Here is a 25,056-nt window from a genome sequence, read left to right on the forward strand (position 1 = left end):
ACTGCCAGTTACGCTACATCATCGATCACCTTAGCCTCTTCCGTTACCTCATCTTTTTCTATGCGCAGGTTTTTAATAATGTGCTGCTGCCTGTCGGGCGTATTTTTACCCATGTAATATTCAAGCAGTCCTTTTATGGTTTGATCTTTTAAAATAACGGGGTCGAGCCTGATGTCTTTACCGATAAAGAGGCCAAACTCATCAGGAGAAATTTCTCCCAACCCTTTAAAACGGGTAATTTCGGGCTTGCTGCCCAATTTTTCTATCGCGTTTCGGCGTTCCTCGTCACTGTAACAATAAATAGTTTCTTTTTTATTTCTAACCCTAAACAAAGGCGTTTGTAATATGTAAACATGGCCGGCCCTTACCAAATCAGGAAAGAACTGAAGAAAGAAAGTCATCATCAATAGCCTGATGTGCATTCCATCCACGTCGGCGTCTGTTGCAATAACAATATTATTGTAATGCAGACTGTCCAACCCATCTTCGATATTTAGCGCATGCTGTAAAAGGTTAAATTCCTCGTTTTCGTAAACTACCTTTTTGGTTAACTCATAACAATTAAGCGGCTTACCTTTTAAACTGAACACCGCCTGGGTATCTACATCACGCGATTTTGTGATAGATCCGGAAGCAGAATCACCTTCGGTAATGAACAGGGTGGTTTCGTAACGCTTCTCATGCGTTGAATTAAAATGCACCTTACAATCGCGAAGTTTTTTATTATGCAACGACGCTTTTTTCGCCCTGTCGTTGGCCAGTTTTTTAATTCCTGCAATGTCTTTACGCTCACGCTCCGATTGCATGATTCGTTTCAACAAGGCATCGGCTACCTCGGGGTTTTTGTGTAGGTAATCATCCAATTCCTTTTTAACGAAATCGTTGATGAAAGTAGCTACAGACGGACCTTCGGGGCCCATATTTTGAGAGCCAAGCTTGGTTTTTGTTTGCGACTCGAAAACGGGTTCCTGCACGCGTATCGAAATGGCAGCAATGATTGATGAACGCACATCGGCGGCATCAAACTCTTTTTTAAAGAACTCGCGAACGGTTTTTACTACAGCAGCCCTGAAAGCAGCCTGATGCGTTCCGCCCTGTGTAGTGTGCTGGCCATTAACAAACGAATGGTAATCTTCGCCATACTGCTGACCGTGCGTCATCGCAATTTCGATATCGCTGCCCACCATGTGGATAATCGGGTAGCGGATTTCTTCGGGCTTATTAAACTTAGAAAGTAAATCATAAAGACCTCTTTCAGAAAAATATTTCTGGTTATTGAAATTGATCGTTAATCCCGTATTGAGGAAAACGTAATTCCAAACCATACTCTCAACAAAATCAGGAATATAGTGATAGTTCCTAAAAATGGTTTCATCGGGATAAAAAGTAATGGCGGTGCCGTTTCGCTGCGTGGTATCAATTATAGGCTGTTCGTTTACAATCTCCCCTTTCGAAAACTCAACTTTTTTAGTTTTGCCGTCGCGATAAGATTGAACAGTAAAGCTGGTCGACAAGGCATTTACCGCCTTGGTACCGACACCATTTAAGCCCACAGATTTTTGAAAGGCGTTGCTATCGTATTTACCACCTGTGTTGATTTTACTTACGCAATCGATAACCTTTCCAAGCGGAATGCCACGTCCGTAATCGCGAACGTTTATTTTTTGTTCTGAAACGGTAATTTCGATCGTCTTGCCCGTTCCCATCACAAACTCATCAATAGAGTTATCTACAATTTCCTTTAATAAAACATATATTCCATCATCTTGCGCAGAGCCATCACCAAGCTTACCGATATACATACCGGGGCGTAGTCTGATGTGTTCTTTCCAGTCTAATGACCGAATACTGTCGTCGTTATAAATTACTTCTGCCATAAGTTCAATGTTGTTTATTGATTTGATAACCCATGCAAATCAATGCACGGCCCACAGTTCCGAGAGATTCGGTAAGTCTAAATCAAGCCAATAAGGTGTTAGGAATGATTTTGTTAGCATCTTGAAAGTCTGTCTTTACATTCAGGTGCTCAACAATAAATATTATTCTGCAATAATAGATTTATTCTTCGAGGCTCGCAAAATAAAATTTCAACAAATGGCGAGGAAAAAAATTAAGCGAGCATAATTAAGCAGTAATATAAGGTATTGAAAACCAGCTGTTGTTCGCCTCGCTCTGCTATCACCTATAATTTCCCTATCTTCGCATCAACAATAACCGGCCTTTCCATGGAGCAAAAAAAGCAACTTTCACTCTTCGATTTATCCATGATTGTGGTTAGTCTGGTTATTGGCATGGGCATTTTTCGTACCCCTGTAAACGTTGCCTCCAGCGCTCAGGTTCCGGCCCTTTTTTATTTGGCATGGTTTATTGGTGGCTTTGTTGCCTTTTGTGGCGCTTTAACTTATGCCGAAATCGGATCAAGATATCCACTTACCGGCGGCTATTATAAAATATTTTCCATAGCTTATCACCCTTCCATTGCTTTTGCCATTAACTGCATTGTACTTATTTCGAGCGCCGCTTCGGTAGCGGCCATTTCAATTATCGGGGCAGAATACCTTGCTAAAATTGTGTTGCCTGCTAGTATGCAAACAGAAACTTACCGGGTAGCTATTGCCATTACCACCATACTAACGTTTTACCTGATTAATCTTTTAGGGCTAAAAGCCAGCGCCAAAACGCAAAACGTGTTAACAGTTATTAAAATCGGGTTAATTTTGACGCTCATTTGCGCCGTGTTTTTTGGCGGCCAACCGCAAACCATTTCGCCAGTGTTTAAAACTGCAACCGGAAACACCCCAACCTGGTTCGATTATGGAAAGGCTTTAGGTTTATGTTTAATTGCAGTTTCGTTCTCATACGCCGGGTATGCCCAAACCATCAACTTTGGGGGAGAGGTTAAGGAAGCCAAAAAAGTAATTCCGCGGTCCATTATTATTGGTTTAACCGTAATTGTTAGCCTTTACCTGATACTTAACTATGTTTACGTTAAAGTTATCGGTTTCGAAGAGTTGAAGTCGGCAGAAAGCATTGCCGCCATATTGGCTTCGAAAATATTTGGCCAGGCAGGCTTTAATATGCTCTCCGTTATCATTTTCATTTCGGTTATGGGCTATGTAAATGTAAACTTACTAAGTAACCCGAGGGCTATGTTTGCCATGGGCGAAGAAGGTGCTCTACCAAGGGCCTTTAGCAAAATAAACAAAAAAACCGAGGTAATTACCTTAAGCTTAACCGCTTTTACCCTGGTAGCGGTGGTTATCATTTTTTACGCAAAAACGTTCGATAAAATACTAAATTATACCATCTTTCTCGAAAGCATTAGTATGGCCAGCTCGGCGGCAACCCTTTTTGTTCTCCGCAAAAGAACTGCACATCTCGATAAAAAAACAATTTATACCGTTCCATTATACCCGGTATTGCCCATCGTATTTATTGGTGCTTACACATTTGTTGCTTTCAGCATTTACGCCGACGATCCGAATGCTGCATTAAATGGTTTGTACATCTTCGTCGGGTTTTTGGCCATTTACTTCATTTCGAGGTTGTTTAATAAGAAGTGAAATCGAGCCGGATGAAAGGCAATTTTTATGAAGAATTAAGCGCCACCGCCCCAGCCAATCAAATAACCTGCCTATATTCCATTATTAATTCGTACCTTTGCCTCCGAAGCAGGAATAAGGGCTTGCCATCCGATAGCAATCGGAACGATATGGCACATTCTCTCCGCAAGTTAGTCCTTCAACATAATTGATCGTTCTAGCTTCTTCAATAATGTTTTAAAAAACCATACATGTTATTCAAAGAGTTAAACCTCATTGAGCCGATTTTAAAGGCACTTGAGACCGAAGGTTATACACAACCTACCCCAATACAGGAGCAATCCATACCAACAATATTAAAAGGAAAAGATTTATTAGGCTGCGCACAAACAGGTACAGGTAAAACTGCAGCGTTTGCCATCCCGATGTTGCAGTTACTGCACGAAAAACACATCAACAGTAAAGCCACAAAAAACATAAAAGCGTTAGTATTAACACCAACTCGCGAGCTTGCCATTCAAATTGAAGAGAGCTTTAAAGCTTACGGACGCCATTTAAATTTGCGCCATCTGGTCATTTTTGGCGGCGTAAATCAACACTCGCAGGTAGAAGCACTTAAAAGGGGCGTTGATATTTTGGTAGCTACGCCTGGGCGTTTACTGGATTTAATGAACCAGGGTTTTGTCAATTTAAACACCATTGAGCTTTTTGTTCTTGATGAAGCCGACCGTATGCTCGATATGGGTTTTATACACGATGTAAAAAGAGTGGTAGCGAAATTGCCTGCAAAACGCCAAACCTTGTTTTTCTCGGCCACTATGCCCGATGAAATTCAAAAGCTGGCCAACACCATTCTCTCCAGCCCAACAAAGGTAGAGGTTACGCCAATTTCGTCGACTGCCGAAACCATCGTTCAATCGGTTTATTTTGTTGATAAGCCAGATAAAAAGAAGTTATTGATCCATTTATTGGAAGATAAGGACATTCAAACTGCTTTGGTTTTTACGCGTACCAAGCATGGCGCCGATAGAATTGTTAAAGATTTAGCCCATGCGGGGATAAAGGCTGCAGCTATTCACGGAAATAAATCGCAAAATGCTAGACAAAGAGCGTTAACTGATTTTAAAGACCGGAAAATTCGTGTGTTGGTAGCTACTGATATCGCGGCCCGGGGCATCGATATTGATCAGTTATCGCACGTTTTCAACTTTGAGCTGCCAAATATTCCCGAGTCTTACGTACACCGCATTGGCCGTACTGGTCGTGCAGGAGCAAATGGTATTGCTATTTCATTTTGCGATGCTGAAGAAAACGAATACTTACTGGATATCCAGAAACTGATTAAAATTACCTTACCGGTTGTTGATGATCATCCGTATCCGTTAAGCTGGGAAAGTATGCTGGCCAAAAATCAGGTTAAACGCAAACCGCAGGCACAGTCCAAAGGTGGTGGCGGCAAAAAAGGCGGCGATGGAAATATGAGCGGCAAACCACGTAATGCCAGCAATAACAGGCGCTTTGGTGGTAACAGAAAAAAAGCCAAAGCTTAATTATGGCAGAAAGATGAAAGGCTGAAGGTACAAGGCTTAGAATCAAAAACGAAATCACTAACAGTCAACACATACGAGAAGTCAAGTTTTTTAAAAAAGCTTGGCTTTTTTTGTATCACGCCTTTCCCTCGTTACCAAAGGTATGCTTTATTTTTACTAAGTTAGCTGACACCGCATAATCGCTATCTTGAGTTTGAGGACATGTTTTAAGGCCACAATAAGAGCGATTATCTGAATGAGGATTTATAATGGACAGATTTAAAATATATTCGCAAAGCGATATCGATCAGTTGGTGAATGGACGCTACGGTGAAACCAAGCTTGGCGAAAGGGTGCAAACCTACAGCGACTCTTCGGCAAATACATTGGTTTCGACCACCGAACTGGCTAAAAGCAAAGCCAGGTTTGTGCTGCTCGGCATTCCTGAAGATATCGGAATCAGGGCCAATTTAGGCATCGCCGGCGCCACTACAGCATGGCAACCCGCATTAAAAGCCTTAATGAACATTCAAAGCAATCACTTTTTGCGTGGCAACGAAATTTTGGTACTTGGCCATTTTGAGATTGACGAGCCCGACAGTTCGTCGGTGAATGCGTTAAGAGAAAAAGTTGCAAAAATCGACGATCTGGTTTATCCAATCATCAAAGCGATTGTAGCAGCGGGCAAAACGCCCATTGTTATCGGTGGAGGTCACAACAACTGTTACCCGATACTAAAAGGAACTTCCCTGGCGAAAAGACAAGCTATAGACGTATTGAACCTGGATGCACATGCCGATTTGCGCACAATGGAAGGCCGCCACAGCGGAAATGGCTTTACTTATGCCTTTGCCAACAACTATTTAGGCAACTACTTTATGTACGGCTTACATCAAAACTATAATAACGAAGCCATTATGAGTCAGATCGGCAGCAACCCAAAATTAACTGCCGTATTTTTCGACGATATTTTAAAAGGGGCCGACGAAAAGAAATTACTTTCGGGTATGAAAGCAAGCGCCGGGCTGGAGATCGACTTAGATTGTATTGAAAATGTGCTCAGCAGCGCCAGCAGCCCGACTGGTTTCTCAGTAAACGATATTCGTAAACTCATTCTAACTTGCGACAAGCAGTTTGCTTATTTACACATTGCCGAGGGCGCATCAATGCTGTTGGATGGCCAAGAAAGCAAGTCGACCGCTAAATTGATCGCTTACTTAATAAGCGATTTTATTAAAACGCAAAAAGTAAACCTTAAAGCTTAAGCCAATCGTTCTTCTACATTTAGAAGTCTTTCGAATTATAGTCTGGAGCAATCCTTTTTTTGGCGCCTTTCTCCGATAGCTATCGCATCGAAGGCGGTTAAAAACAATAGCGCAAAAACAAAACCCCGAATTGATGTTTCAACTCGGGGTTTCTTTATAAACGTTTACTATTGCTTTCAGCTTAAACAACAACATTAATGATTTTTCCTTTTACAAAGATGATCTTCTTAGGCGTTTTGCCGTCGAGGTATTTGGCAAACTGTTCATCGGCTAACAAAATGGCCTCTACTTCTGGCTGAGCCAGGGTTAAGCTTAAATTGAGGTTCATTTTCATCTTGCCGTTTACCGATACGGGATAAGCAAACTCATCTTCAACCAAATGTGCAGGGTTGAAAGTTGGGAAAGCGGTGTACGATAAACTTCCAGCCTGGTTACCCAGCTGAACCCAAAGTTCTTCGCAAATATGGGGTGCGTAAGGCGATAAAATAATCACCATGTTTTGTAAAACGCTGCGTTTGTTGCATTTTAATTCTGTCAATTCGTTAACCGCAATCATAAAGCTCGAAACAGAGGTATTGAACGAGAAACGCTCGATATCATCCTGTACTTTTTTAATAATTTTGTGCAACGATTTTAACTCCGCCTTGCTTGGCTCGGCATCAGAAACTGTGAAGTCCCATGCCTCGTTATGGAACAACCGCCAAAACTTGCGCAAAAACTTAAACACCCCTTCAATTCCGTTTGTATTCCACGGTTTGCTTTGCTCTAACGGGCCTAAAAACATCTCGTACATGCGTAAAGTGTCGGCGCCATAGCGCTCAATCAAATCATCGGGATTAACCACGTTGTATTTCGATTTCGACATTTTTTCGACCTCTACGCCGCAGATGTACTTTCCACCTTCAAGAATAAATTCTGCATTTGCATATTCTTCTCTCCAGGCTTTAAATCTGTTGATATCTAATGTGTCATTCTCTACAATATTCACATCGACATGCAATGCCGATGTTTTATATTCTTTTCTCAATCCGGCCGAAACATAAGTATTGGTAGGCTTGCCGTTTTCGTCGTTAATCCTGTAAACAAAATTGCTTCTACCTTGAATCATCCCCTGATTAATCAACTTTTTGAAAGGTTCTTCTTCTTTGGTGTAACCCAAATCTTTCAAAAACTTATTCCAGAAACGACTGTATAATAAGTGTCCGGTTGCATGTTCAGAACCGCCAATATATAAGTCGACATCTTTCCAGTATTCGACAGCTTCTTTTGATGCAAAGGCAGAATCGTTATTGGCATCCATGTAACGGTACCAATACCAGCTACTTCCGGCCCAACCCGGCATGGTGCTGAGCTCGTAAAAATATCCAGCCCCACCTAAATCCTCCCCGGTAGGGAGGACTTTTGTATCTTCCATTGTGGCAAGTTTCTGCTCAATTTGAGTAACCACTCCCTCAGGATTGCCAATTACTTCATCATTCGTAAATCGCATTACTTCAAAGCCATAACGAGATAACATTTCCGTTCTTTGTTGGTCTTCTTCTATTATGTCATTATGGTATCCGCCGTCAACCTCAACCACCAAACCTTTTTTAAGAGAAATAAAATCTACGATATATGCATCAATCGGATGTTGTCTTCTAAATTTCATCCCGGCTTTATTGTGCCTTAAAAATTGCCATAAAATATCCTCGGCTTCTGTGGGCTCAGTACGATTGCTTTTAGCATGCTCTTTTAGCATTCCATAAAGCATCGGATCTGCTTTGGAACGGTAGGCGTCCTTCAGCTCCCTCCCCTCTGGGGAGGGTTGGGGTGGGGCTTCGTATCTCCATCCCTCCGCTCTCGCCAAAGGCGGTTCACCTGTTTCAGTTGGTAAGTATTTATCAATTTCGGGCAAAATCAAAGGCAACTCTTCCTCTTTTATCAGGTATGGCAAGCCATCTTTAAAGTAAACCGGAATTGGCTCGCCCCAGTAACGCTGGCGGCCAAAAATCGCATCACGCTGTCGGAAATTCACTTTTGCTTTGCCCATACCTTCCTCTTCCAACCAGTTATTTAAAAAGGGAACTGCTTCTTTATAAGTCATTCCATTTATAAGCCCAGAATTGACATACTTCCCTTCCTTGGTTGGGTCGGCTTGTGTATCAATATTCTGCTGGGCATCCAGTATCTGTACAATCGGTAAATTGAAATGCGTTGCAAACAACCAATCGCGCTGGTCGCCACTTGGCACGCCCATAACCGCACCGGTTCCATAACCTGCAAGAACGTAGTCGGCAATCCACAACGGAACGCGTTCGCCACTTACCGGGTTAATTACATAGGTGCCGGTGAAAGCCCCCGAAACCGTTTTGGTATCGGCCATTCGATCTAACTCCGATTTCTTTTTCGTTTGGGCGATATATTGCTCTACTTCTTGTTTTTGCTCAGGCGTAGTTAACGCAGCAACCCATTCGTGCTCAGGAGCCAGCACCAAATAAGAAACACCAAAAATGGTATCTACACGAGTAGTGAAGACCTCAATAAAGGCCGAAGACGTAAGTCCGGAGTCCGGAGTATCGATCTTGAATCGAACCGAAGCCCCAACACTTTTGCCAATCCAGTTGCGCTGCATCTCTTTAATAGGTTCTGGCCAGTCTATTGTGTCTAATCCTTGCAAAAGCCTGTCAGAATATGCAGTAATTCTCATACTCCATTGCATCATCTTTTTCTGCTCAACCGGAAAACCTCCGCGTTCAGAAAAACCGTCTTTAACCTCATCATTGGCCAAAACCGTTCCCAAAGCCGGGCACCAGTTCACTGTACTTTCCCGTAGATAAGTCATGCGGTATTTTAACAACTCAATTTGCTTTTCCTCGTCAGAAAATGTTGCCCAGTCGCTCGGCAAAAAAGACTTTACATCATCATCGCAAACTGCTTTAACGTCGGCGGTTCCCGAGGCATTAAATTTTTCAATTAAGGTACTGATGTCTTCTGCACGATCTGTTTCGATATTGTACCAGGAGTTGAACAGTTGCATGAAAATCCACTGCGTCCATTTATAATAAGAGGGCTCGCTGGTACGAACTTCACGACTCCAATCGAAAGAGAAACCAATTTGATCTAACTGGCGACGGTATGTTGCAATGTTTGCTTCAGTGGTTATAGCCGGATGTTGACCGGTTTGAATGGCGTACTGCTCTGCAGGTAAACCAAACGAATCATAACCCATGGGATGCAAAACATTAAACCCTTTGAGGCGCTTATACCTCGCAAAAATATCGGATGCAATGTAACCAAGTGGGTGACCAACGTGCAAACCCGCTCCGGATGGATACGGAAACATATCTAACACATAGTATTTTGGTTTTTCAGAATTGCTTTCGGCTTTAAATGTTTCATGATCCGCCCAAAACTTCTGCCACTTTTGCTCTATTTCTTTGAATTGGTAATCCATTGCAAGGTTTTAATTTTTAAAGGGGCAAAATTACGGAAATAAAGGGGTTTAGTAAAACATATTTTTGGCTAGATTCTTGGCACAAAAACACACAACATTCGCGTTTATGGCTTTAGGACTGCCTTGTAAGTCCTCAATTGCTTCACTAAACCTACTTCGCCAAACAGCCACGGGAACGCAGAAGCCACGGAAAAGCAATAATTGTACGTTCCTACAAAAACCTACTCCGTTTTATGAAACCCTTTTAATCTAATAAATCTATTTTTATTAGTATATTCGTATATCAAAATGAGTAGTGATGACACATATAACTATAGATAATAAACGGTACGTACTCATCCCCGAAGAAAATTACCAAGAATTGCAAAAAACGGCAGCACTAAAACACCATCCTGAAAACACTTTTTCAATTGCTGAAGCAAGAGAACACAGCAGAAAGTTAATTAAGACATTTCATATTACATCATAGAACGGTCGTCATCCTCAGAGATCAGTTTTTAGGCAAAAAGAAAGGAGTTGTGATGACAGTTTTTAACGCTGTCATCCTGAGTTTAGATTTATGGGATAAAAATCAATATGAATGACGTAAATTATTCTTGCCGTCATTCCCGCGCAGGCGGGAATCCTAAAGCGTTGCGCTATTTTTGCAGTAAGATTCCCTACCGATAGCTATCGGTACAAGCTGGGAATGACGACCGTTCATGTAGTGTCTTATAAAACAGCAAGTTGCAAAAAACGTCAATAGTAGTATAACGCCCGCCTGACCGGACGGGCAGGAAAGATCCCCAGCGATGAAGCGCATAACGCCAAAACCCCACTGCCAAAGGGCGAGTGAGTCGGCAAGAACGGTAAGGTGTAGGTTGCAGATGCTTTCCCGAGAAATCGGGACAGGCTGTTCCTCAGCATTGACAAAACGGGTGCTTTCATTGGTAGCTTGACTGCGGATCTATTTAGCACAAACGCTAAGCATGAAAGTTGCTGATCCCGAAGCTTTGAAGACAGGCTGTACCTCGCAATGACAAGAAACAAAAAATGCGCCATTGACAATATCAATGGCGCAAGCAAATAATCGGGAGATTAAAATCCTATTTTGTTAAATAATATACTTTTGTAACGTTGGTTTTATCAATTTTCGAGGTAAATTGAAATTGAGTGGTGGTTAAATTATTCACTCTGGCGTAGTTCTGTCCGTCGTTCAAATCCATTGTAAATTGGTCTGAATAGATAATAATATAAGTACCAATTGTTCTGTTGCCCTTTAAACTAAGCTCAACCTGATCGTCGTTGTTCGATTTGAAATCAACATAATCGCCGCCCGTTCCATAAGTAAAAGTTCCGTTAACTTTTGTTGGGTCGCTCAGCGTTTCGGCCGCTGTATAGCCACTCACTTCAATTTTGCTGATCATCCATTTCCCCATCATGCGGGCTTTTAATGAGGTCTCATCTTTTTTGCATGAAATAAAGGCCGTAGTAAAAACAAGAAGCAGGGCGAGGGATGTAATTTTTCTTTTCATAAGGGATTAATTGTTTTAGGTTAATAATTAACGCCCTTTATGCAAATTTCGTACCGCCTTTTAAAAATTTTAATTTCATAAAACAATTTGAGCGCCAATGTAAAACGCTGGTCAACCTTTAATCGTCATTTACCAACTAAACATTGGGCATTATCAGGTATAATTTCTATTTTCGCAGAAAACAAAACTGAAATACATGGAAGAATTCGAAGTAAGCGACGCCTCTAAGAAAACCAAAACCGTATATATTTCTACTATTATTAGTATTGCTTTGGTTTTATTAATGCTCGGCCTGCTTGGGTTGGTACTTGTACATGCCAAAAACCTATCCAACTACGTTAAGGAAAACATTGTGTTGAATATCATTGTAGATGAGGCTGCGAAAGAAACCGATATTCTGGCTTTTCAAAAGGAATTAAACTCAAATCCGGCGGTTAAGCAAACGCAATATGTAAATAAAGAGCTGGCTGCAAGGAACCTGACACAAGACTTAGGTGAAGACTTCGTTAATTTCTTAGGATACAACCCCTTGACTTCTACGTTCGATGTGTACCTGAAAGCCGATTATGCAAACAACAAAAGCATTGAGGCGTTAAAAGTAAACATTTCGAAAAATCCTGTGGTAAAAGAAGTAGTTTACCAAAGCTCATTAATCGATATGGTAAACAAAAACATCAGTACCATCAGTTTAATCATCCTCGCATTTGCTGCATTGTTGCTAACAATTTCTATTGCGCTGATTAACAACACCATACGCCTAGCCATTTACTCGCAGCGATTTTTAATTAAAAGTATGCAGCTTGTTGGTGCAACAAAAGATTTTATTCGACGTCCTTTCTTATTATTTGCTGCACTGCATGGTTTAATCGCAGCCTTTATTGCAATAATTATTTTGTTGGCTACCTTAATTTATGCCAGAAAGGAAGTTCCAGAGATCATTATCCTTAACAATTACCAAGAATTTGGTCTTGTGTTTGTTAGTTTAATTATCATTGGCATTTTTATAACCGGCATTAGCACTTGGTTTGCAGTGAGCAGATATTTACGTTTAAAATCTTATCATTTATACAGATAATGGCATTAGAAAAAAAAACAAGTCCGAATACAAAGGACGTTAACAGCGAATTGGTATTTACAAAAAAGAACTATCAGTTATTAATTATCGCCATTGCTATTGTAGCACTTGGCTTTATCTTAATGATGGGCACCGAAGGCGATATTTACGATTTCAGAAGAACGCTTCTTGCTCCGTTAGTTGTTTTGTTTGGTTTTGCATTTGGAATTTTTGCCATACTAAAAAAATAATTTGCCAAAACACCAGCATTTATTTAACTTTAGAATATGACAACTACAAATTTGCAAATCGAGATCAATTCGCTTCCTATGAATCTTAGGCAGGAAGTTGCCGATTTTGTTGAATTTCTGAAGACAAAAAATAAAACTGCTGAAACCAAATTAAAATCACGCGAATTTGGTTTTGCAAAAGGCAAGATCAACCTTTCTGACGATTTTGATGAGCCTTTGGAAATGTTTGCCGATTACATTTAATGGCTTTTCTATTAGATACACATACCTTTTTGTGGTTTGTGGCTGGAGATGATCAATTACCTGCTTCCGTTCAAAAAGAACTTGTGCGTGTAGACACTCCCTGTTTCTTAAGCATAGGTTCTTTGTGGGAAATCGCAATAAAAAAGCAAATTGGCAAACTCGATCTGCGAATAGATTTCAATGAGCTATTCCGTTTCGCAGAGCGAAACCAGATTGAAATCATTCCTATAAACGAGACTCACTTATCTACATTACTAACCCTTGATTTTGTTAACAACGACCCGTTCGATAGAATCATCGTGTCGCAAGCAATTGCAGAAAAGCTGGTTTTAATATCGAGAGACAAAAAATTGAAAAATTATAACATTCCTATAAAATGGGCTTAAATAACCCATCATCTAACTTATGAACTTCTTAGAAGCCATTATCCTCGCCATAATTGAAGGATTAACAGAATTTTTGCCCGTATCAAGCACCGGCCACATGATTATCGGATCATCGTTTATGGGTATAGCAAGCGATCCCTTTGTTAAACTATTTACCGTTGCCATTCAGCTCGGCGCAATCTTGTCGGTGGTTGTACTATATTTCAAGCGTTTTTTTAAAACAATAGACTTTTACATTAAGCTTTTAGTCGCGTTTATACCAGCAGCATTTTTCGGGTTGCTATTGAGTAAAAAAATCGACGAACTTTTAGAAAGTCCCTTAGCTGTTGGCATTTCGCTGTTAGTTGGTGGCGTAATCTTATTATTTGTTGACAAATGGTTCAACAAACCGACTATAAACGAAGAAGAAAACGTAAACTATTTAACCGCGTTAAAAATCGGATTTTTTCAATGCATCGCCATGATTCCGGGCGTATCTCGATCTGGCGCAACAATTGTTGGCGGTATGAGCCAAAAACTAAGCAGAAAAGTAGCAGCCGAATTTTCGTTCTTTCTGGCTGTGCCCACTATGTTTGCCGCAACTGCCAAAAAACTGTACGACTTTTATAAAGAAGGGCACACCATCACCCACGAGCAAATTAATTTATTAATTGTTGGCAATGTAATCGCCTTTATTGTAGCCCTTTTGGCTATTAAAAGCTTTATCGGCTATCTTAACAAACATGGTTTCAGGATGTTTGGCTGGTACAGAATTATCGCCGGATTGATCATCATCATCCTGCTTTACACCGGACACAACTTACAAATTATATAATCTGTATCTTTGCGCAAAAAAGATTTGTGAGTACAGAAAATTCAAAGTTTAAAGATTTCAATTTTGCCGAGGGCGAACTGCTACTGATCAACAAACCCTACAAATGGACCTCGTTCGATGTAGTTGGCAAAATCCGCAATTCGCTAAAACCGCTAAAACTCAAAGTTGGCCATGCCGGCACATTAGACCCGCTGGCAACCGGCCTGCTCATCATTTGTACCGGCAAGTTAACCAAGCAGATAGACACCTTTCAGGCCGAAGAAAAAGAATATACCGGAACGATGGTTTTGGGCGCCACTACCCCATCGTTTGATATGGAAACCGAGACAGACCAAACCTTCGATATCAGCAACATCACCGAAACACAAATTTATGATGCCTGTAAGCCATTTATCGGCGATATTGAGCAATATCCGCCGGCACACTCGGCAGTAAAAATAAACGGCGAACGCTTGTATGTAAAGGCACGACTTGGCGAAGAAGTAGAACTCCGCAAGCGCTTTGTTAACGTGCCCGAGTTTGAAATTACCCGCATCGCGTTGCCCGAAATCGATTTCAGGATTGTGTGCAGCAAAGGCACCTATATCCGCTCACTGGTTTCAGATTTTGGAAAACAACTCAATAACGGCGCATATCTATCAAAACTAACCCGCACCCGGAGCGGCAACTTTTTGCTGGCCGATTCATTTGAGGTTTTAGAGCTTGTTAATTATATTCGTAGCAAGAAAGAAGAAACTAAAGCTCAACAAGAAGCATGAACCATATTAAGAACAAAAATGCCAGATTTTTAAAAGAAACACTTCTAATTCTGGCGGGCGTTACCTCCGCATGCTTCGGTTTAAAAAGCTTTTTAATGCCAAGCCATTTTATCGATGGTGGGGTTACAGGTATTTCATTGTTAGTAAGCACTTTAACAGGCTGGAAACTATCGTACCTTATTGCAATCATCAACATTCCGTTCGTAATTTTGGGTTACAGGCAAATCGGGAAAACCTTTGCGCTTAAAACCGCAATTGCCATTGTTGCTCTTTCCGTAGCGTTAATTGTACTGCCTTTTCAGCCCATTACACACGATAAATTGTTGATCGCGTTCTTTGGCGGACTCTTTTTGGGTGGCGGAATTGGGTTGGCCATGCGTGGAGGCTGCGTAATCGACGGAACCGAAGTACTGGCGCTGTACATCAGTAAAAACAGCATCCTTACCGTTGGTAACATTATCCTCGTGTTAAACATTATCATTTTTGCTTTTGCGGCCTATTTCTTAAACATCGAAACAGCGCTTTACGCCATACTTACCTATTTATCAGCATCTAATACGATCGATTTTATTGTGAACGGCATAGAGCAGTACACCGGGGTTACTGTTATTTCAGAACACCAGGAAGAAATAAAAGCCTTTATCATTGGCGAAATGAAGCGGGGCGTAACCATTTACAAAGGCGAGGGAGGATATGGCGAGAAGAAAGATATCGATATCATATTTACCGTAGTTACCAAGCTCGAAATGAGTAAATTACAGATAGCAATCAGGCAAATTGATGCCGATGCATTTGTAATACAACAACAAATTGCCGATTTAAAGGGTGGTGTAGTGAAACGACACGCCTTGCATTAATAATTAATAAGATTTTGGGCATGCCCCCAAGCTGCGCAAGGGGTCGGGCTGTACGCTTAATCTTTTTTGTCCCCCTTCGGCTACGCTCAGGGCAACAAAAAAGGATACCGCTGCCATCCCTCATGCAAACCCAGTCCATTAAATAAAATACCCTTGAAAATATACCATAACCTATCCGAATTTATCAAATTAGATAACGCAGTAGTTACCATTGGCACTTTCGATGGTGTGCATTTTGGCCACCAAAAAATAATTAAACAATTGGTGCAAAGGGCAAAGGCCGATGGCGGAGAAAGCGTAATTTTAACCTTTTTCCCCCATCCGCGGATGATTATCGATCCCGAAAATCAGGATTTGAAAATGATCAACACCATCAACGAAAAAGCCGAGATTTTAAAGAGCCTGGGCGTTGATCACCTGATCATTACGCCCTTTACCCGTGATTTTTCTAATCAATTGCCCGAAGATTACATTAAGCACACTTTGGTAAACAACATCGGCACAAAACACATCATTATCGGGTACGATCACCGTTTCGGTAAAGATCGGTTGGGCAATTTGAGCGATTTAAAAGCCGCAGGTTTACATTATGGCTTTACCGTTGAAGAAATTATGGAGCAAGATATTCACGATGTCGCCGTAAGTTCCACAAAAATACGTCAGGCCCTTTTAGCCGGCGATGTTAATTTGGCGGCCGATTATCTTGGTCGTCCGTTTTCAATTCTCGGGAAAGTAATCAAAGGCGATAAAATTGGCCGTACCATCGGCTTTCCAACCGCAAACCTTTTTGTCGAAGAAACATATAAGCTTATTCCCAGTGATGGCATATACGCCGTAACAGTTGAGATGAGTCTTCAGTCTGAAGTCCAGAGTCCAGAGTCTGAGAATAAAACGACTAATGCGCCTAAACTCGCGACTCCGGACTCCGGACTCCAGACTTTTAAAGGCATGGCTTACATTGGGCAAAGGCCAACAATTAATGGCATGACAAGAAATATTGAAGTGAATATCTTCGATTTCAATCAGGAAATTTATGGACAGGATATTAAGATGAACTTTTTAAAATTCCTGCGTCACGACGTCAAGTTCACTGGCCTCGAAGCTTTAACTGTCCAATTGCAAAAAGACAAAGAGGCTACTTTAAATTACTTTAAAACCCTTAACTAAATAGTTTTACTAAAGCTTTTACTTTCAAAAAAGCCTCATTTTCGTTATATTGGCGGCAATGAGGCTTTTTTATATTATCATTTTCTTAATCACATCCTTAAATTTTACGGGCTATGGCTCGCAAGATGCAAAAAAACATACCTTAATTAATCATACCAAAGCGCTTTTCATTTCTGCTAAAAAACAAATAAAAAGCCACGCCGATTTTAACAAGACCAACGAGCGCCTGCAAAAAGATCTGGTCAGCAGTTCAGTTGTAAAAATTTTTAGCTGCGTTTTGTTTCTTCTTTTAATTCCCTATTTCCTCTTTTTAAAAAACAAATTTGTTAATAGCGCAACCGTAGTCAAACAATTGAGGTTTAACTATTGGTGCTTATTTAAAATGCTTTATCCGAAACACGTTTTCTGGTAAATAATAATTTGCTCGCCGCCCGTTTGCGGATTTACAAAGCCAGGTTCGCCTGGAATTATTTTATCATATTACAGATTTTTAGATGCATTTACCTGATTTAATTGCCGATTTGGGCTTAATTCTGGCGGCCGCCGGAATAACCACACTTATATTTAAAAGAATTAAACAGCCCCTGGTTTTGGGCTATATTTTAGCTGGCCTTTTAGTGGGCTCGCACCTCAACTTTTTCCCAACGGTTACCGATACCAAAAGCATTAACATTTGGGGCGAAATCGGCGTAATTTTCCTATTATTCAGTTTGGGGCTCGAGTTCAGTTTTAAAAAGCTCGTTAAAGTTGGTGGCTCGGCCTCCATCACAGCCATTGTAAAGGTATTGTTCATCATCCTGGCTGGCTACCTTATTGGGCGGGCCATGGGCTGGTCGAGTATGGACAGCCTGTTTTTTGGCGGAATCTTGTCCATTTCTTCAACGATGATTACCATAAAAGCCTTTGAAGAACTCGGCTTAAAGCACAAAAAATTTGCCGGCCTTGTATTCGGAGTGCTCATTGTCGAAGATTTGGTGGCCATCCTCCTACTCGTCTTATTTTCAACGTTGGCCGTAAGTCAGCAATCGGCGGGCACCGAAATGCTATTTTCAATCCTCAAACTTGCTTTTTTCCTCGTGCTGTGGTTTTTGGGCGGCATCTTTTTGATACCCAGTTTTCTAAAAGCTACAAAAAAGCTCATGAACGATGAAACCATGCTTGTAGTTTCATTAGCGCTTTGTTTGGTAATGGTACTACTGGCCGATAAAGTGGGTTTCTCGCCTGCTTTGGGCGCATTTATCATGGGGTCAATATTGGCCGAAACCACGCAGGCAGAACGCATTGAGCACTTAACCAAGTCAGTAAAAGATTTGTTCGCAGCGATCTTCTTTGTTTCGGTAGGGATGCTGATCGACCCATCGATGTTGGTAAAATATGCCGTTCCAATACTGATAGCTACGCTCATTATTATTATAGGCAAGATTATATTCACCATTTTTGGCGCTCTATTGTCCGGTCAACCGCTAAAAACCTCCGTTCAATCGGGCATGAGTTTGGCTCAAATTGGCGAGTTCTCATTTATTATTGCTTCACTGGGCTTAACATTAAAGGTAACCAGCGAGTTTCTTTATCCAATTGCCGTAGCCGCCGCAGCCATTACCACATTTACATCTCCGTATTTGATCAAGCTATCAGATCCTTTTTATCAATACCTGAAAAGAACGCTCCCACAGAAATGGCTTAACGGAATTGAACGCTACAGCTCGAGCACCGAAGGAATTACAACATTGAGCGATTGGAAAATATTGTTACGGGCATATATCTCCAACACCATTATTCACTCGGTTATTATTATTGCCATTATATTCCTGGCCTATCGATATGTTCAACCTTTCATTATTCGAAATATTGCCAACAATCTGGTATCCATCATCATCAGTATTGCCGTTTCCTTTATTTTAATGTCGCCGTTTTTATGGGCATTATCTATTCGGAGGATTCAAAAAACCGCTTACTCGCATTTGTGGTTAAACAAAAAATACACTCGGGGGCCGTTAATCGCTATTGAGTTTTTCAGAATCGCCTTGGGCATTTTCTTCGTTGGCTTTATGATGTACGAATTTTTCGACACCTGGGTAGCGGCGGTAATTGCCCTGGCACTGATCGTTTTAGGGATGGTTATCTTCGCCAGAAGGCTGCAATCGTTTTACGACAAGTTAGAGAAAAGGTTTATGTTAAACCTCAACGCCCGCGAGCTTCAGAAACCAGCTATATTGCCCTGGGATACCCATTTGGCAGAACTGACTGTTTCGCCTGAATCGGAAGTGGTAGGCAGAACGCTGGCCAGCTTAATGATCCGCGAGAAGTACGGCGTAAACATCGCCATGATAGAAAGGGGACGAAACAACATTCCTACACCCGGACGTGATGAAAGGCTATATCCTCATGATAAATTATTATTAATCGGTACAGATGACCAGCTTGCCTCTGTTAAGGGAATTTTAGAGGTGGAGATTCCGGAAACCGAACAAGAAACGAATTTCCCAAATAAGGAAATGACCTTGCAAAAGGTGGTTGTAAATACCGAGTCGCCGGTGTACGGGTTGAGTATCAGAAACGCTGGAATAAGGGAAAAAGCACACGCATTAATTGTGGGAATAGAACGCGGCGCAGATAAAATTTTGAATCCATCGTCCGATTTCACTTTCGATAATGGCGACGTAATTTGGATTGTTGGAAACAATAAGAAGATTAAAGAGGTGATTTAGCGTCTGGAGTACTCAGTCGAGAGTCCTCAGTCGAGAGTCTTTAGTCCGGAGTCCGAAAGACCGAGGCTTAAACGGTCATTGGTTCATTGGTTATTACTTATTGCTAATTGCGAATTAGACTTTTGACTCTAGACTAAAGACTTCAGACTTATTTCACTATATTCGTATATAACGTAATCTATGAAAGTTGACCGCGAAAAGAGTGAGTTTCTTGATGATATGATTGAGCAATGGCAAACCGACGGCTTAATTAGCGAAGAAACAAGTACTAAACTGCGCAAAAGTTATGAAGCAAAAAGCTTCGACTGGCTCCGATTAGCTCAATATGCATTTTGGACTGCACTGGCCTGTGGCTTTATTGCATTGGGCTCGTTGTTGATCGATAATTCTATCCTCAACTATATAAAGCGAATTTACGATACGCCAAATATTGTAATTGCACTTGTTTCTGGCGGGTTGGCGGCCTGGCTTTACCTTTTAGGCTTTCGCAGAAAGAGAAAGCAGGCTCAACTCAAATTTAATAATGAAGCTATTCTGTTTTCGGCAATCTTACTCACGGCAAACGCCATTGCATATTTAGGTAAGGCGTTAGATCATGGCTCGGGTAATTTTTCCATTCTGATTTTAGTTTCTGTTTTTATTTATGGGATTTTGGGCTACTTGTTCAATTCGAGGTTAATCTGGATTTTTGCCCTCATCTCTTTAGGGGCATGGTTCGGCACTGAAACAGGCTATTTAAGCCGCTGGAATTATTATTTCCTGGGGATGAACTATCCTCTGCGCTTTGTGGTTTTTGGAGCGGTGCTCACCGCGGCATCCTTTGTTATGAAAGTACGGCCAAAATTACAGCACTTTTTTCAGGTAACTTACATCGCCGGAATGGTTTATCTTTTTGTGGCGTTGTGGGCATTATCGGTATTTGGCAATTTTGCCAGTTTAGAAGAATGGTATGCTATAAGGCAACTCAACTTATTTTATTGGGCGTTAATTTCGGCAGCAGTTTGTGTTGCCAGTACGTTGTTCGGACTTAAATATCACGATGATATTGCGAGGGAATTTGGCATCACATTTTTGTTCATAAATCTTTATACGCGATATTTCGAATACTTTTGGGATAGCTGGCACAAAGCCTTGTTCTTCGCTGTATTGGCCGCTTCCTTTTGGCTTATCGGTAGAAAAGCTGAAAAAATTTGGAACGTAGAATTTTTGAAGTAGGATTTTGTCGCCATGCTAAAGTCGTTAGAAAATTAAAGGTATATTAGACTTATAGTGCCGAAAATGTAGTAGGCCGAACAAGCCGAGATGATTGTTTTCACATCGCATTAGCTACCATTAACAAAGCTGACATATTAGTAAGCTGGAATTTCAAACACATTGTTAATGTTTTAAGGATAAGAGGCTATAATGCAGTTAATTTAAAACTTGGATATCCCCAAATCGATATTCGTTCGCCGAAAGAAATTATAAGTTATGGAGAAGAGTATATATGGCTATCAGGTTCGGTAAATAAACTTTAAGGCAAATGAAAATATTTCAACAATTACTAACGCTGAGAGAACATCGGCGGGGTTTTCATATCATTACTGATGAAATTGAAGACGCCTTGCCTCAAATAGACGAAATCGACGTCGGCATTTGTCAGGTGTTTATTCAACATACATCAGCTTCGCTAACGATAAACGAAAATGCCGACCCTACGGTTCGGGTAGATTTTGAAATGTTCTTCAATAAAACAGTAAAAGAGAACGATCGGGATTACGAGCATGATTACGAAGGAGCGGATGATATGCCGGCGCATTTAAAATCGGCGCTTTTGGGCAGTTCAGTTACCATTCCAATTCGTAACGGGAGGTTGGCGCTTGGCACCTGGCAGGGAATTTATCTTTGCGAGCACCGCAACCGGGGTGGCCAACGACATTTAGTTATCACGGCTTGGGGAGCGTAAAATCATATGTCTGGAACATGTCCATAATTAACCATTGTAACTAAACTCGTTAATAACCGCCATTGAAACAGAGCTGCTCATTCCTAAAAACTGAGGCATCAAAAAATAATTGGATTAATTAATCTCTGCGAGAAAATCACTTTTTTTCTTCCTGCTTAACCGTTTGTTTAATCTCAGGATGATTATCCTGAATAGAATCGGCGCCCGATTCTACCTCAACTTCTTTGGTAACAACGGCATAATGAGACGGATAAATCTCCGAACCGTAAGCAACGGCGTAGGCTTTAGTAAATTCAGCACCAAAGTAGAGGATAATCGACGAGTAGTATGTCCATAACAGCAGCACAACCAACGATCCGGCTGCGCCATAGGTTCCTCCGACATCACTTTTGCCTATATAGATCGAAATGGCGAATTTACCAATCATAAAGAGAATGGCTGTAACAACTGCTCCGGAGGCTACATCTTTCCATTTAATTATCGCATCGGGCAATACCTTAAATATTACGCCGAAAATTAATGAAATTACGGCCAGTGTAACCACCTGATTAACGATGTAAAAAACGACTACGGAAACTTCGCTGAACCTAAGCTGCAATTTATTGCTAAAGGAATCTAAAACGGTAGTTACACCCAGCGAAACCAGCAATACGAAGCCCAAACTGATAATTACCGAAAACGAAAGGAATCGATTTTGCAGCATTTTCACCCACCCACGTTTAGGTTTTGGCTTTAATCCCCATATGGTGTTAATCGAATCCTGAATATCGCCGAAAACGGTTGTTGAACCGATTAATAAGGTAACTATTCCGATGATTAATGCAATAGTGCTCTTATCCTCGAGGTAAGCGTTTCTAATTAGCTCCTGCAATGAGGATGCCGATTCTCGCCCTAAAAAGCCTTCCAGTTGTGCGTAAATTTGTCCTTCCGCAATTTCTCTGCCCAAAAACACACCGCAAAGAGAAATGATAACCACCAATAAGGGAGCCATAGAAAAAACTGTATAATACGCCAGCGAACCACTTAACTTGGTAACCTTATGATCGGTAAAACTAGTGAACGAAGCCTTTAATACTCCCCATATTCCTTTTAAAGTGATTTTTTTCCTTGCCATAGATAATTAGTTTCAAGATGATCGTCTTTTTTTAAACCCCTTATTTTTTGAATTGTTTGATTGTTTTTCTCGAAGCAAACCAGGCAATGCCTAAAAACAACAAAACCCCGGCTTTTATCCGAGGTTTTGTTATGAGTAAATAAATCGATTTTTATTTTCCTTTTATCCAGTTGGCGATATCTTCAACAAGCACATCAGATACGCTCACCGGAAGTTGATATTGAGACAATGTACCTTTAGTCATCTGCGGGCTTAATAAATGGTTCAAATCTGGATAAAATTTTAGTTTAGCATTCTTTTTTTGACCAAGCGCACCGTTCCACAGATCGAAATCGGTTTTGCTTACCTGAAAATCATTTCCACCTTGTACAACAAAAATTCTGGGCTTGGCCAAAGTTTTCGCAACGCTAACCTGGTTGTAGGCATTTAAATCTGCCCAATACTTGGCAGGCAGGCCCAAAATTACCGAATCCGGTTTAATGGTTGTACCCAATTGCGATATCCTGCTCTTGTTGATTTCGGTTACGGTTCTTTCCAACTGTTGCTTGCTCGCGGCACTTGTGTCGTTTACAATATCGAACATGTATTTGTTTTGATCGATAATCATGTCGGTTAGCTTTCGGGCTGGGGCCGCAGCCATGATAATGCCAGCCAAATCTGGTGCTGCAGCGGCTATTCTTGGCGCTAACATTCCACCCAAACTGTGTCCAAACACAAAAATATTCTTCGGATCGACGCCTGCGGTTGTCCTCGCCGTGGCAATCGCCGCGGCAGCATCATCGAGCACTTCTTCTTTTACGGTGTAAGGAACTGCAAATTCGTTTGGATATACAAGTGTGCGTTTTACGTATCGGATAGACCCTATTCCCTTGGTGGCCAAACCTCCTGCTATATCTTTAAAAGGCTTATTTGCGCCAACAGTTTCATCCATGTCGCTTGGCCCCGACCCGTGGACGAATACCACCATCGGAAAGTTTTTAACGTTTTTAGGGGTGGTAATAATTGCTGCAAGCTGTGTTTTTTGCGGGCCGATATAAACCGATTTCTCGGTGTAAGAACTGGTATCTACATAAGCGGGCTTAATGTATTCGGTTGTTCTTTTTACCGGTGCTAAGAAAATGCCCACAATTTTTTGCGCTTTATTGAAACCCAAAATAAAATTCTGATCTCCTTTTTCAAAATGGCCTTCAACCGTTACGGCGAAGAATTCGCCTTGTGCCTTACTTTGAATGGCATCTAATGATTCTGCTTTGCCATACCGCTCGCCAATGTCGCCCCAAAGCTTTTTAAGTCCATCTTCGGCGATTCTTGTTTTTAGGGTATCATCAAAAAAGGCATACGCTTGAGTAAACTTTTCTTCCTGTAACAACTTAAAAAAATCGTTGGCACCATTAAAGAGTTGAATTACGTTTTGAGAGAACGCGCTGGTGGTAAAAAGCAACGCGACGATTAAGAGAATACCTTTTTTCATTTTGATGTTTGGTTAATTTAAACATCAAAGTTAATAATATTTAGCGCTGAAACCATTCCTGTAGAACTGTCGTTTGAGTTTTAACTCTTTTTAACATTTGTTCCATATCGTTTCCATAAAATGTAGGGAATGAACATGATGGCGAGCGCCACAATGGGCGGTATCAGCAAAGCAAGTTCATCGCCAACAGCCAACCGCGAAAAAAAAGCTAAAATGAAATTGAAGGCAAAGCCAGCAAAGGCCCATTCTTTAACGGTTTTATATTTTGTTTGCAAAATGGCAACTGCGCCTAGCAACTTCGCCACACCCGAAATAATTAACAGGTACATGGGGTAACCCAGGTGTTGCAATACTTCTTTTCCGGCTTCTTGCTGTGTAACGCCGCCAATGCCGTCCATGATCATCATCAGTGCAAAAATAATGGTCGCTATCCAGTACCAGGTTTTTAGTTTTTTCATCTTTTTATTGGTTAAATGGTTATTCGGTTAATTGTTAAATTGGTTAATTGTTGAATTGTTAGATTGCTCATTTGTAAATTGCTAACTGAAAACTGTTAACTGAAAACTGCAAACTGTTAACTGCAAACTATCTAACTATCATCGTAACTGAGCAGCCAGTGATTGCCGAACTTATCGGTTAAATTGCCGAATATGCCGCCCGAAAAAGTTTCTTGTAAAGGATGAGCGGATTTGGCCCCGACCGAAAGTTTCGTGAATGAGCGCTTTAATTCTTCTTCGGAAGTACAATTCAACATCATTGCAATTGCATTTCCTTTAATTAGCCCCGCATCGCCTACCATGTCGGTTGCGATGAGTAACAAACCATCTTTTATCAATGTGGCTTGCAAAATGTTCTTTCGCATTCTTAATGGAAATTTGTTTCCGTCAGTTGAGTCTGCTATCGTTTGAAAACTTAGTTCGCCCCCAAGGCAATGCTGATAGAATGTCATCGCTTCGCGGCAGTTTCCGTTGAATGTCAGATATGAATTTATGCTCATCAAAATGC

At 41.1% G+C, this 25,056-nt stretch carries 22 protein-coding genes; 15 read left to right on the top strand and 7 right to left on the bottom strand.

The annotated features are described in order from the left end of the window. Positions 1-8 precede the first annotated feature (8 nt). Positions 9-1,877, bottom strand: coding sequence for a DNA topoisomerase IV subunit B (locus IZT61_RS08670; protein WP_196100762.1), 1,869 nt, complete (start codon positions 1,875-1,877; stop codon positions 9-11). A 348-nt stretch (positions 1,878-2,225) separates the two neighbouring features. On the opposite strand from IZT61_RS08670, the gene IZT61_RS08675 reads away from it, so the two are divergent. From IZT61_RS08675 to IZT61_RS08685, 3 genes are all read left to right on the top strand, one after another. Then, positions 2,226-3,563, top strand: a complete 1,338-nt coding sequence (locus IZT61_RS08675; RefSeq protein WP_196100763.1) for an APC family permease — start codon at positions 2,226-2,228, stop codon at positions 3,561-3,563. A gap of 230 nt (positions 3,564-3,793) precedes the next feature. Further along, complete coding sequence (locus IZT61_RS08680) at positions 3,794-5,092, top strand: DEAD/DEAH box helicase (RefSeq protein ID WP_196100764.1); 1,299 nt, start codon at positions 3,794-3,796, stop codon at positions 5,090-5,092. 248 nt (positions 5,093-5,340) lie between these two features. Then, complete coding sequence (locus IZT61_RS08685) at positions 5,341-6,336, top strand: formimidoylglutamase (RefSeq protein WP_196100765.1); 996 nt, start codon at positions 5,341-5,343, stop codon at positions 6,334-6,336. A gap of 181 nt (positions 6,337-6,517) precedes the next feature. Here IZT61_RS08685 and IZT61_RS22220 read toward each other — a convergent pair whose 3' ends face one another. Both IZT61_RS22220 and IZT61_RS08705 read right to left on the bottom strand, forming a co-directional pair. Continuing rightward, positions 6,518-9,769 carry a DUF559 domain-containing protein gene (locus tag IZT61_RS22220; RefSeq protein WP_230383910.1) on the bottom strand — a complete coding sequence of 1,084 codons (3,252 nt, stop codon included), beginning with the start codon at positions 9,767-9,769 and terminating at the stop codon, positions 6,518-6,520. Between the two features lie 1,085 nt (positions 9,770-10,854). After that, complete coding sequence (locus IZT61_RS08705) at positions 10,855-11,283, bottom strand: hypothetical protein (RefSeq protein WP_196100766.1); 429 nt, start codon at positions 11,281-11,283, stop codon at positions 10,855-10,857. A gap of 196 nt (positions 11,284-11,479) precedes the next feature. Between IZT61_RS08705 and IZT61_RS08710 the strand changes: the two genes are divergently transcribed. The 12 genes from IZT61_RS08710 (at position 11,480) to IZT61_RS08765 (ending at position 21,466) form a co-directional block, all read left to right on the top strand. Beyond that, complete coding sequence (locus IZT61_RS08710) at positions 11,480-12,358, top strand: cell division protein FtsX (protein WP_196100767.1); 879 nt, start codon at positions 11,480-11,482, stop codon at positions 12,356-12,358. After that, the gene (locus IZT61_RS08715; protein WP_196100768.1) at positions 12,358-12,588 is read left to right on the top strand and encodes a DUF3098 domain-containing protein; all 231 of its coding nucleotides are present in this window, start codon (positions 12,358-12,360) and stop codon (positions 12,586-12,588) included. The genes IZT61_RS08710 and IZT61_RS08715 overlap by 1 nt, the downstream gene beginning before the upstream one ends. A gap of 36 nt (positions 12,589-12,624) precedes the next feature. Next, the gene (gene vapB / locus IZT61_RS08720; protein WP_196100769.1) at positions 12,625-12,831 is read left to right on the top strand and encodes a type II toxin-antitoxin system VapB family antitoxin; all 207 of its coding nucleotides are present in this window, start codon (positions 12,625-12,627) and stop codon (positions 12,829-12,831) included. After that, positions 12,831-13,217, top strand: a complete 387-nt coding sequence (locus IZT61_RS08725; RefSeq protein ID WP_196100770.1) for a type II toxin-antitoxin system VapC family toxin — start codon at positions 12,831-12,833, stop codon at positions 13,215-13,217. The genes vapB and IZT61_RS08725 overlap by 1 nt, the downstream gene beginning before the upstream one ends. A 19-nt stretch (positions 13,218-13,236) precedes the next feature. Beyond that, positions 13,237-14,031, top strand: coding sequence for an undecaprenyl-diphosphate phosphatase (locus IZT61_RS08730; RefSeq protein WP_196100771.1), 795 nt, complete (start codon positions 13,237-13,239; stop codon positions 14,029-14,031). A gap of 26 nt (positions 14,032-14,057) precedes the next feature. Further along, entirely contained in the window at positions 14,058-14,789 is a 732-nt protein-coding gene (gene truB / locus IZT61_RS08735; protein ID WP_196100772.1) for a tRNA pseudouridine(55) synthase TruB, read from the top strand. After that, a complete protein-coding gene (locus tag IZT61_RS08740) occupies positions 14,786-15,646 on the top strand; it encodes a YitT family protein (protein WP_196100773.1) in 861 nt (286 codons plus the stop codon). The genes truB and IZT61_RS08740 overlap by 4 nt, the downstream gene beginning before the upstream one ends. A 153-nt stretch (positions 15,647-15,799) precedes the next feature. After that, positions 15,800-16,813, top strand: a complete 1,014-nt coding sequence (locus IZT61_RS08745; RefSeq protein WP_196100774.1) for a bifunctional riboflavin kinase/FAD synthetase — start codon at positions 15,800-15,802, stop codon at positions 16,811-16,813. 58 nt (positions 16,814-16,871) lie between these two features. Next, a complete protein-coding gene (locus tag IZT61_RS08750; protein ID WP_196100775.1) occupies positions 16,872-17,225 on the top strand; it encodes a hypothetical protein in 354 nt (117 codons plus the stop codon). Between the two features lie 82 nt (positions 17,226-17,307). After that, positions 17,308-19,521 (top strand): cation:proton antiporter domain-containing protein, encoded by a 2,214-nt coding sequence (locus tag IZT61_RS08755; RefSeq protein WP_196100776.1) that lies wholly within the window; start codon positions 17,308-17,310, stop codon positions 19,519-19,521. A 180-nt stretch (positions 19,522-19,701) separates the two neighbouring features. Then, a complete protein-coding gene (locus IZT61_RS08760) occupies positions 19,702-20,736 on the top strand; it encodes a DUF2157 domain-containing protein (protein WP_196100777.1) in 1,035 nt (344 codons plus the stop codon). A gap of 307 nt (positions 20,737-21,043) precedes the next feature. Continuing rightward, positions 21,044-21,466: a secondary thiamine-phosphate synthase enzyme YjbQ gene (locus tag IZT61_RS08765; protein ID WP_196100778.1), complete on the top strand. Its 423-nt coding sequence runs from the start codon at positions 21,044-21,046 to the stop codon at positions 21,464-21,466. Positions 21,467-21,602: 136 nt separating this feature from the next. On the opposite strand, the gene IZT61_RS08770 is transcribed toward IZT61_RS08765, so the two are convergent. From IZT61_RS08770 to IZT61_RS08785, 4 genes are all read right to left on the bottom strand, one after another. Next, a complete protein-coding gene (locus tag IZT61_RS08770) occupies positions 21,603-22,580 on the bottom strand; it encodes a YihY/virulence factor BrkB family protein (protein WP_196100779.1) in 978 nt (325 codons plus the stop codon). A gap of 151 nt (positions 22,581-22,731) precedes the next feature. Then, entirely contained in the window at positions 22,732-24,051 is a 1,320-nt protein-coding gene (locus IZT61_RS08775; protein WP_196100780.1) for an alpha/beta hydrolase, read from the bottom strand. A gap of 80 nt (positions 24,052-24,131) precedes the next feature. Then, positions 24,132-24,509, bottom strand: coding sequence for a DoxX family protein (locus tag IZT61_RS08780; protein WP_196100781.1), 378 nt, complete (start codon positions 24,507-24,509; stop codon positions 24,132-24,134). A gap of 131 nt (positions 24,510-24,640) precedes the next feature. Next, positions 24,641-25,048, bottom strand: a complete 408-nt coding sequence (locus IZT61_RS08785) for a VOC family protein (protein WP_230383911.1) — start codon at positions 25,046-25,048, stop codon at positions 24,641-24,643. Positions 25,049-25,056: the final 8 nt, after the last annotated feature.

This window comes from Pedobacter endophyticus, assembly GCF_015679185.1.
In the GTDB taxonomy this organism is placed as follows: domain Bacteria; phylum Bacteroidota; class Bacteroidia; order Sphingobacteriales; family Sphingobacteriaceae; genus Pedobacter; species Pedobacter endophyticus.

Excerpts from the sequence above, each read along its gene's own strand:
- IZT61_RS08730 (WP_196100771.1), top strand. The coding sequence starts at position 13,237 with ATGAACTTCTTAGAAGCCATTATCCTCGCCATAATTGAAGGATTAACA.
- IZT61_RS08705 (WP_196100766.1), bottom strand. The coding sequence starts at position 11,283 with ATGAAAAGAAAAATTACATCCCTCGCCCTGCTTCTTGTTTTTACTACG.
- IZT61_RS08765 (WP_196100778.1), top strand. The coding sequence starts at position 21,044 with ATGAAAATATTTCAACAATTACTAACGCTGAGAGAACATCGGCGGGGT.
- IZT61_RS08710 (WP_196100767.1), top strand. The coding sequence starts at position 11,480 with ATGGAAGAATTCGAAGTAAGCGACGCCTCTAAGAAAACCAAAACCGTA.
- IZT61_RS08715 (WP_196100768.1), top strand. The coding sequence starts at position 12,358 with ATGGCATTAGAAAAAAAAACAAGTCCGAATACAAAGGACGTTAACAGC.
- IZT61_RS08770 (WP_196100779.1), bottom strand. The coding sequence starts at position 22,580 with ATGGCAAGGAAAAAAATCACTTTAAAAGGAATATGGGGAGTATTAAAG.
- IZT61_RS08740 (WP_196100773.1), top strand. The coding sequence starts at position 14,786 with ATGAACCATATTAAGAACAAAAATGCCAGATTTTTAAAAGAAACACTT.
- IZT61_RS08675 (WP_196100763.1), top strand. The coding sequence starts at position 2,226 with ATGGAGCAAAAAAAGCAACTTTCACTCTTCGATTTATCCATGATTGTG.
- IZT61_RS08755 (WP_196100776.1), top strand. The coding sequence starts at position 17,308 with ATGCATTTACCTGATTTAATTGCCGATTTGGGCTTAATTCTGGCGGCC.
- IZT61_RS08680 (WP_196100764.1), top strand. The coding sequence starts at position 3,794 with ATGTTATTCAAAGAGTTAAACCTCATTGAGCCGATTTTAAAGGCACTT.
- IZT61_RS08760 (WP_196100777.1), top strand. The coding sequence starts at position 19,702 with ATGAAAGTTGACCGCGAAAAGAGTGAGTTTCTTGATGATATGATTGAG.
- vapB (WP_196100769.1), top strand. The coding sequence starts at position 12,625 with ATGACAACTACAAATTTGCAAATCGAGATCAATTCGCTTCCTATGAAT.
- IZT61_RS08775 (WP_196100780.1), bottom strand. The coding sequence starts at position 24,051 with ATGAAAAAAGGTATTCTCTTAATCGTCGCGTTGCTTTTTACCACCAGC.
- IZT61_RS22220 (WP_230383910.1), bottom strand. The coding sequence starts at position 9,769 with ATGGATTACCAATTCAAAGAAATAGAGCAAAAGTGGCAGAAGTTTTGG.
- IZT61_RS08670 (WP_196100762.1), bottom strand. The coding sequence starts at position 1,877 with ATGGCAGAAGTAATTTATAACGACGACAGTATTCGGTCATTAGACTGG.
- IZT61_RS08780 (WP_196100781.1), bottom strand. The coding sequence starts at position 24,509 with ATGAAAAAACTAAAAACCTGGTACTGGATAGCGACCATTATTTTTGCA.
- IZT61_RS08750 (WP_196100775.1), top strand. The coding sequence starts at position 16,872 with ATGAGGCTTTTTTATATTATCATTTTCTTAATCACATCCTTAAATTTT.
- IZT61_RS08785 (WP_230383911.1), bottom strand. The coding sequence starts at position 25,048 with ATGAGCATAAATTCATATCTGACATTCAACGGAAACTGCCGCGAAGCG.
- IZT61_RS08725 (WP_196100770.1), top strand. The coding sequence starts at position 12,831 with ATGGCTTTTCTATTAGATACACATACCTTTTTGTGGTTTGTGGCTGGA.
- IZT61_RS08685 (WP_196100765.1), top strand. The coding sequence starts at position 5,341 with ATGGACAGATTTAAAATATATTCGCAAAGCGATATCGATCAGTTGGTG.